The 6,519-nt window shown below is 68.3% G+C and carries 6 protein-coding genes; 2 read left to right on the forward strand and 4 right to left on the reverse strand.

The window, feature by feature from the left end; all coding sequences use genetic code 11:
* The first annotated feature begins 1 nt into the window (after position 1).
* A protein-coding gene (gene prfB / locus ASD21_RS09125) for a peptide chain release factor 2 (RefSeq protein WP_156390615.1) occupies positions 2-1,115 on the forward strand; the annotation gives its coding sequence in 2 pieces (ribosomal slippage) (positions 2-70 and positions 72-1,115; 1,113 coding nt in all).
* Between the two features lie 59 nt (positions 1,116-1,174).
* On the opposite strand, the gene ASD21_RS09130 is transcribed toward prfB, so the two are convergent.
* From ASD21_RS09130 to tyrS, 4 genes are all read right to left on the reverse strand, one after another.
* Positions 1,175-1,654, reverse strand: a complete 480-nt coding sequence (locus ASD21_RS09130) for a bactofilin family protein (protein ID WP_056439889.1) — start codon at positions 1,652-1,654, stop codon at positions 1,175-1,177.
* Positions 1,635-2,789 carry a peptidoglycan DD-metalloendopeptidase family protein gene (locus ASD21_RS09135; RefSeq protein WP_056439892.1) on the reverse strand — a complete coding sequence of 385 codons (1,155 nt, stop codon included), beginning with the start codon at positions 2,787-2,789 and terminating at the stop codon, positions 1,635-1,637. Before ASD21_RS09135 ends, ASD21_RS09130 begins: the two co-directional genes overlap by 20 nt.
* A 204-nt stretch (positions 2,790-2,993) precedes the next feature.
* Entirely contained in the window at positions 2,994-3,470 is a 477-nt protein-coding gene (locus ASD21_RS09140) for a peroxiredoxin (protein ID WP_056439894.1), read from the reverse strand.
* A gap of 70 nt (positions 3,471-3,540) precedes the next feature.
* Positions 3,541-4,884: a tyrosine--tRNA ligase gene (gene tyrS / locus ASD21_RS09145; RefSeq protein WP_162250224.1), complete on the reverse strand. Its 1,344-nt coding sequence runs from the start codon at positions 4,882-4,884 to the stop codon at positions 3,541-3,543.
* A 191-nt stretch (positions 4,885-5,075) separates the two neighbouring features.
* Between tyrS and ASD21_RS09150 the strand changes: the two genes are divergently transcribed.
* Complete coding sequence (locus tag ASD21_RS09150; RefSeq protein ID WP_056439899.1) at positions 5,076-6,179, forward strand: anhydro-N-acetylmuramic acid kinase; 1,104 nt, start codon at positions 5,076-5,078, stop codon at positions 6,177-6,179.
* Positions 6,180-6,519: the final 340 nt, after the last annotated feature.

A 6,519-nucleotide genomic window follows, 5' to 3' on the forward strand; every position in this document is an offset into this window, starting at 1 on the left:
GATGAGACCGGATGTCGAGGCCTCCGCGGCTGACATCGAGCAGTCCGTAGGGCTGCTCAGGAGGCGTCTTTGACTGGGATGCCGCCCTACGCAAGCTCGATGAGCTGAACGCCCGGGTCGAAGACCCGACCCTGTGGGACCGTCCGACGGAAGCCCAGGCCGTGTCCCGCGAACGCGCCAGCCTGGCCGCGCGCGTCGAAGCCGTGCAGGTCCTGGAAACCGGCCTGAAGGACGCGCTGGAGTACGCCGAGCTGGCCGACACGGAGGGCGACGACGCCCTGCTGGAGGACGCCCGCGCCCAGCTCAAGGACCTGAAGGAACGCGCCGGCCGCGCCGAGCTCGAGGCCCTGTTGTCCGGCGAAGCCGACGGCAACGACTGCTACGTCGAAATCAATTCCGGGGCCGGCGGCACCGAGTCGTGCGATTGGGCCGGCATGCTGCTGCGCATGTACAGCCGCTGGGCCAACGCCCACAAGATGAGCGTCGAGCTGGTCGAAGAGACCTCGGGCGATCAGGTCGGCATCAAGTCGGCGACCCTGCTGGTCAAGGGCACGAACGCCTATGGCTGGCTGAAGACCGAGGCTGGCGTGCACCGCCTGGTGCGCATCAGCCCCTATGACGCCGCCGCCAAGCGCCACACCAGCTTTGCTTCGGCCTGGGTCTATCCGGTGGTCGACGACACGATCGAGATCGACATCAACCCGTCCGACGTGCGGACCGACACCTATCGGGCCTCGGGGGCCGGCGGTCAGCACATCAACAAGACGGACTCGGCCGTGCGCCTGACGCACATCCCGACCGGCATCGCCGTGGCCTGCCAAGCCGGCCGCTCGCAGCACCAGAACCGCGAGGAAGCCTGGAAGATGCTGCGCGCCCGGCTCTACGAGGCCGAACTGCAGCGCCGGGAGGCGGCGCAACAGGCGCTGGAAGACCAGAAGACCGACATCGGCTGGGGCCACCAGATCCGCAGCTACGTCCTGCAGCCCTACCAGATGGTCAAGGACCTGCGAACCAATGTCGAAACCTCCGACACCCAGGGGGTTCTCGACGGCGATCTGGACGCCTTCATGGGCGCTTCGCTGGCCCAGCGGGTCGGCGCGACCCGCGACGCCTAGTCTAGCCAGCGGCCCTGAAAAACAAAACGCCCCGGATCACTCCGGGGCGCTTTTTGTGTCTAGCCGGCCGACTTGGCCTCGAGCATGGGCGGCGGCGCGGGCTGGGGCTGCGGAGGGGCGGCCGGGCGCTGGAACTTCAGGCTGCGCCCCTGGAAGAAGGCCCCGGTCTCCATCGCCAGCTGTTCGTGGGTGATGTCGCCGTCGATGTAGGAGGTGCCATAGAGGCGGACCTGCTTGGCGGTGATCGCTCCGACGATGCGGCCCCGGACCTCCACCGCCTCGGCGTAGATCGACCCTTCGATGTGGCCGGTCTCGCCGATCGTCAGGCGGCCCACGCGGACGTCGCCGCGCACGATGCCGTCGATCTGCAGCTCGCCGTCGCCGGTGATGCCGCCCTCGATGGTGATGTCTGGCGAAATCAGGGACGCGACCTTCGGCGGCGCCTTGCGAGCCGCCTCCGGGTTGGTCGGAGCCATGGACATGGGCAGCGGCTCGATGCGAGCCGGACCCTTGGACGCCTTAGCTTGCTTGCTGAACATACTCACCAGCCTTCAAGAAGCGGTTCGGGTTCTGAGCCCGGCCGTTGACCCATACTTCGTAGTGCAGATGCGGACCGGTCGAACGGCCGGTCGAGCCCATGGCCGCGATGCGCTGACCTATGGCCACGCGCTGGCCGACCCGGACCGAAGCGGCCTGCAGGTGAGCGTAGCGGGTCTTGAAACCGTTGCCGTGGTCGATCTCGACGACGTTGCCGTAGCCCGAGCGCACGCCGACGAACGAGATCACGCCCGGCGCGGTCGCCATGATCGGCGTGTAGAACGAGCCGGGGAAGTCCAGGCCCGAATGGAAGGCCGGGCGATGGGTGAAGGGGTCGAAGCGGACGCCGTAGCTGCTGCTCAGGGCCGGATTGTTGGTCGGGCGATAGAAGGGCAGCTTCTGCGAGGCGGCGCTCAGCTGGCGCATGTCCGACATGTCGGTGGCGGCGTGCTGGATGCGGCCGGCGAAGTCCTCGTCGACGTCGAGCACGGCGGCCAGGGCGCGGGGGTCCTTGGCCTCGATCAGCGGGCCGCCCAGCGAGGAGCCGCCGCGGCCGGTGAACGAGCCGGCGTCCAGGCCCGCCATCCGCATGGCCAGGCGCAGGCGCTCGGCGCGGCTCTTGGCGAAGGTCTCGGCGGCGTCGATCAGGCGTTCCTGATCCATGCGCGTGGCCTGGATCCGCTCGACCGGCGAGGCGCCCAGGACGTGGGGTTTGGAGATCTGCAGGGCCTGGGAGGCGCCGGGCACGCCCTTGAAGTCGCTGACCAGGAGGGCGAGGGCGGCATGACGCTTCTCGACCGAGCTGGCCAGTTCGTCCAGCGAGCCGCTGCTGGCCGACAGTTGGGCCACCGCGCTGTTCAGGCGCGCTTGTCGATCCGCGTTGAGGCGCTCGTAGTAGGCCTTCTGCTTGATGACCATCTGGTCGGTCGAGCTGACCGACAGGGCGTTGACCATCATGGAGGCGGTGCACACGCCCATCCACAGAGCCGCGGCGGCGACGCCGGTCGCGCACATCAGCTGCTTGCCGGTCGAGAACACGTAGCCGCGCATCTCGCCGCCGGAGCGCACATAGAGATGGCGCTCGGGGAAAAGCTCTTCCAGGGTTTGTCGCAGTCGCTTGAAGCGCGTGATCGCCATCGCCCTAGGAAACCCCCGTTTTCAAGGTCCCGGCGATATGCAACGAGAATGCGGAAACGCGCAAGATACTTCGCGCCAAGCGGGTACGCTTGGCTACGTTTTGCCTAAACAATTCAACCGGTAAAAGGTTCCGCGACCGATTGCCACCACCCAGGCGCCTCAGTGTTGCGATAACCGCACGCCTGCGGCCCGCGAGCCACACCGCTATTTCAGCGTTCCCTCTTTCAGGGCCCGGGCCGCCGTCAGCACCGCCTTGATGTGGTTGGGCACCTTGACCTTGCGCCAGACCTGGCGGACCACGCCCTCGCGATCGATCAGGAAGGTCGAGCGGTCGATGCCCATATATTTGCGGCCGTACATGCTCTTCTCGACCCAGGCGCCATAGGCCTCGACGATCTCGCCGGTGGCGTCGGCGGCCAGCTCGACGGTCAGGTCGTGCTTCTTGCGGAACTTGGCGTGCGAGGCGGCGCTGTCCTTGGACACCCCGACGATCACCGCGCCCAGCTTGGCGAACTCCTCGACCTCGGACGAGAACTGCAGGGCCTGCGACGTGCAGCCGGCCGTGTCGTCCTTCGGATAGAAGTAGAGCACGACGTTCTTGCCCTTCAGGCCCGCAAGGCTGACGCGGCCGGTGTCGGTGGCCAGGTCGAAGTCGGGGGCCTTGTCGCCGGGTTCAAGCATCTGTCTCTCCAACGTCCCAAACAAACCCGCTCCGGACCGCTCACGAGGCGATCCGGAACGACCATGCACTCTAGACCGGCTTGACCAGCACGATCTTCTTCTTGCCCGCCGCCAGCTTGACGACGCCGCCGACCAGATCGGCCTCGGTGACCACGCGGTTGGCGTCGGGCTCGGCCTTGTCATTGACCTTGACGCCGCCGCCCTGGGCCAGGCGGCGGGCCTCGCCGCGCGAGGCGGCCAGGCCGGCGTCGGCGAACAGGTTGGCCAGGACGACTCCCGCCTTCAGGTCGGCGGCCGGAACCTCGAAGGTCGGCAGATCGACCGACAGCGCGCCCTGCTCGAAGGCCTTTTCAGCGGCGTCGCGGGCCTTGCGGGCCTCGTCCTCGCCGTGGGCCATGCGGGTGGCCTCGTCGGCCAGCACCTTCTTGGCCTCGTTGATCTGGGCGCCGGGCAGAGCTTCCAGCGCGGCGATGCGGTCCAGCGGCAGGTCGGTGAACAGCTTCAGGAACCGGCCGACGTCGGCGTCCTCGGTGTTGCGCCAGAACTGCCAGTAGTCGTAGGGGCTCAGTTGCTCGGCATTGAGCCAGACGGCGCCCGACATGGTCTTGCCCATCTTGGCGCCCGAGGCGGTGGCCAGCAGCGGCGTGGTCAGGCCGAAGGCGGCCTTCTGATCCACGCGACGCGTCAGCTCCACGCCGTTGAGAATGTTGCCCCACTGGTCCGAGCCGCCCATCTGCAGCACGCAGCCGTGCTTGCGGTTCAGCTCCAGGAAGTCGACGGCCTGCATCAGCATGTAGTTGAATTCGAGGAAGGTCATCGGCTGCTCGCGCTCGAGCCGCAGCTTGACCGAGTCGAAGGCCAGCATCCGGTTGACCGTGAAGTGCACGCCGTAGTCGCGCAGGAACTGCACGTAGCCGAACTTGGACAGCCAGACGTCGTTGTCGACCATGATCGCGTCGGTGGGCCCGTCGCCGAAGGTCAGGAACTTGGCGAACACCTGCTTGATGCCGGCGATGTTGGCCGCGATGTCGGCGTCGCTCAGTAGCTTGCGGCTTTCGTCCTTGCCGGTGGGGTCGCCGACCTTGGTCGTGCCGCCGCCCATCAGGACGATCGGCTTGTGGCCGGCCTGCTGCAGGCGGCGCAGCATCATGATCTGGATCAGGCTGCCGACGTGCAGGGACGGCGCGGTGGCGTCGAAGCCGATATAGGCCGTGACCACGCCGGCGGCGGCCGCCGCGTCCAGTTCATCCGGATGGGTGATCTGGTGGATATAGCCGCGCGCCTGCAGCGTCTGGAGGAATTCCGACTTGAACGGCGCGGGGGCGGACATGGCTCGACTCTCTAAATCAGGCGCCTGAACTTCAGACGATTGGGCGTCTAGCACGGCGGGGGCGGTCTGTGGCGAGGGTTTCATCGTGGACGTCTCCTGGAGGCAAGAACCGGAGACGCTCGCTTTCCATCCGCGTGTCGCCGGCGAGGGCGGGGCGCGGACGTGATCGGTCGGCCTCCCGCTAGGACAGCGGGCGGTAATAGGCGCGGATCATGGGGCGCTGGGCGATCATGGGGCCTAGCTACCCGGGCCGACCCGTGGCAGTCAACCAGACCATGCTTATCCTGGGATTCATGACCGGCACCTCGCTCGACGCGGTCGACATGGCGGTGCTCGAGACCGACGGCGAAGAGATCCAGGCCTTCGGCCCGGCCGGCGAACGCAAGCTGCGCGAGGAGACCCGCGACCTGCTGCTGGTCGCCACCGAGGTCGCCCGAGGCTGGCCCCGCGACAAGCCGCCGCCGGAGATCTTCGAGGAGGCCGCCCAGGCGGTGGCCGACGAGCATTTCCACGCCGCCGAGAGCTTCCTGGCGGAACACGGCCTGGCGTGGTCGGACTTCGACCTGCTGGGCGTCCACGGCCAGACGGTGCTGCACGAACGGCCCCATCCGGGCCGGATCGGCCGGACCGTGCAACTGCTCGACGCCGAGCGCCTGGCCAAGGCCTGCGGCCGGCCGGTGGCGTTCGACTTCCGCACCGCCGACGTGGCGGCGGGCGGGCAGGGGGCGCCGCTGGCCCCGATCTATCACGCCGCCCGGGCTCGGGCCTCGGGCCTGCCGGCCCCGGTGGCCGCGCTCAACATCGGCGGCGTGGCCAACATCACCCTGATCGGTCCCGACGACGACCTTCTGGCCTTCGACACCGGTCCGGGCAACGGCATGATCGACCTGATGCTGCAGGCCCGGGGCCTGGGGCGCTTCGACGAGAACGGCCGGATGGCGGCGGCGGGGGTCGTCGACGAGGCGGTGCTGAAGACCTTCCTGGCCAGCGACTATTTCTCCGGACCGGCGCCCAAGTCGCTGGACCGCTACGATTTTCCGCTCGACCTGGTCGATCATCTGTCCTCCGAGGACGCCGCCGCCACCCTGGTGGCCTTCACCGCCGAGGCGGTCGTCAAGGCCTTCGAGCACGGCCAGCATCCGGACGCCCTGATCGTCTGCGGCGGCGGCCGCCACAATCCGCAGATCATGAAGGCCCTGGCCGATCGCGCGCCCGTGCCGGTCCGCACCGCCGAGGCGGTCGGCTGGCGCGGCGACGCCATCGAGGCCGAGGCCTTCGCCTACCTGGCCGCCCGGACGGCGAGGGGACTGCCGATCAGCTTCCCCGGGACGACAGGGGTGGCCCGAGCGATGACGGGCGGGCGGATCGTAAATCCTTAGGTTCCGTGCGGCGACCACTTGCCCCCTACGGACCGCTTCGCGGTCGTCTTCCCCCAGAGGGGGAAGAGGTGCGCGGTGCGGCGTCCTCCGCCCCCTATGGGGGCGGACAGACCGCGAAGCGGTCAGGTGGGGGCAAGTGTTCACCGGCACGACCTCTCGTTCTCACGCGGCAAGCCGCTGAGGGAATGGAAAGGGTCGCGGAGCGCCGGACACCGTCCGGAGAACTTTGAACAAATACCGTTTCGACGAAGCCCGATCGCTCCGCGCCACCGTTATCCGGAAGCCCGCGACGCTGAGCCCTGTTAGGGCCTCGCCGCCTTGAAGCCTCCGACGGGCGGGC

The organism is Caulobacter sp. Root1455 (assembly GCF_001426905.1).
GTDB lineage: Bacteria > Pseudomonadota > Alphaproteobacteria > Caulobacterales > Caulobacteraceae > Caulobacter.

Excerpts from the sequence above, each read along its gene's own strand:
- ASD21_RS09135 (WP_056439892.1), bottom strand. The coding sequence starts at position 2,789 with ATGGCGATCACGCGCTTCAAGCGACTGCGACAAACCCTGGAAGAGCTT.
- ASD21_RS09150 (WP_056439899.1), top strand. The coding sequence starts at position 5,076 with ATGCTTATCCTGGGATTCATGACCGGCACCTCGCTCGACGCGGTCGAC.
- tyrS (WP_162250224.1), bottom strand. The coding sequence starts at position 4,884 with ATGAAACCCTCGCCACAGACCGCCCCCGCCGTGCTAGACGCCCAATCG.
- ASD21_RS09130 (WP_056439889.1), bottom strand. The coding sequence starts at position 1,654 with ATGTTCAGCAAGCAAGCTAAGGCGTCCAAGGGTCCGGCTCGCATCGAG.
- ASD21_RS09140 (WP_056439894.1), bottom strand. The coding sequence starts at position 3,470 with ATGCTTGAACCCGGCGACAAGGCCCCCGACTTCGACCTGGCCACCGAC.